We start from the raw sequence: 1,212 nt of genomic DNA on the forward strand, positions 1-1,212 counted from the left end.
GTTTTGGCCAGGATCACGGTGGGCTTGCCCTTGAATTCGGTCGCTGCCTTGTACGCGGCGTAGACCTTGCGGTAGTCGTGGCCGCCGCGCTTGAGGTTCCAGATCTGGTCATCGGTCAGGTCCGCGACCATGTCCTTGGTCTGCGGGGTCTTGCCGAAGAAGTGCTCCCGGACGAACCCGCCGGACTCGGCCTTGTAGGTCTGGTAGTCCCCGTCCAGGGTTTCGTTCATGATCTTCACCAGCGACCCGTCGGAGTCGCGGGTGAGCAGGTCATCCCATTCCCGGCCCCAGACGACCTTGATCACGTTCCAGCCCGCGCCGCGGAAGAACGCCTCGAGTTCCTGCATGATCTTGCCGTTGCCGCGCACCGGCCCGTCCAGGCGCTGGAGGTTGCAGTTGATCACGAAGTTCAGGTTGTCCAGGTTCTCGTTCGCGGCGAGCTGGAGCAGGCCGCGGGACTCGGGCTCGTCCATTTCCCCGTCGCCCAGAAACGCCCAGACCTGCTGCTCGGAGGTGTCCTTCAGGCCGCGGTTGTGCAGGTAGCGGTTGGACTGGGCCTGGTAGATCGCGTTCATCGGCCCGATGCCCATCGACACGGTGGGGAATTCCCAGAACTCCGGCATCAGCCGCGGGTGCGGGTAGGAGGACAGGGCGTGGCCGGCCTTGGACTTTTCCTGCCGGAAGCCGTCCAGGTCCTGCTCGGTCAGCCGGCCTTCCATGAACGCCCTCGCGTACATGCCGGGGGAGGCGTGGCCCTGGAAGAAGACCTGGTCCCCGCCGCCGGGGTGGTCCTTGCCGCGGAAGAAGTGGTTGAACCCGACCTCGTACAGCGTCGCGGCGCCGGCGTAGGTGGAGATGTGCCCGCCCACGCCGATGTTCGGCCGCTGCGAGCGGTGGACCATCACCGCGGCGTTCCAGCGCATGTACGCCCGGTAGCGGCGCTCGAACTCCTCGTTGCCCGGGAACTGTGCTTCCTGGTCCGCCGGGATGGTGTTCACATAGTCCGTGGTGGTGACCATCGGAACCCCGACGCTCTGGGCGCCGGCACGCTGCAGGAGACTGCGCATGATGTATTGGGCACGCTCGGTGCCCTGTTCCCTGATCAGCGAATCCAGGGACTCAACCCACTCGGCGGTCTCTTCCGGATCACGATCAGGCAGCTGGTTAGTCAACCCGCTGAGGATATGGGAGGTATCTTCTCCTGCAGCCACG

Annotated in this window: 1 pseudogene; it reads right to left on the bottom strand. The window is 65.2% G+C overall.

The features are described 5' to 3' along the window. Nucleotides 1-1,211: pseudogene (locus LQ144_RS22895) on the bottom strand (pyruvate dehydrogenase (acetyl-transferring), homodimeric type); the annotation flags it as partial. Nucleotide 1,212: the final 1 nt, after the last annotated feature.

Origin of the sequence: Arthrobacter sp. Bi83 (genome assembly GCF_918698095.1) — a bacterium.
In the GTDB taxonomy this organism is placed as follows: Bacteria; Actinomycetota; Actinomycetes; order Actinomycetales; family Micrococcaceae; genus Arthrobacter.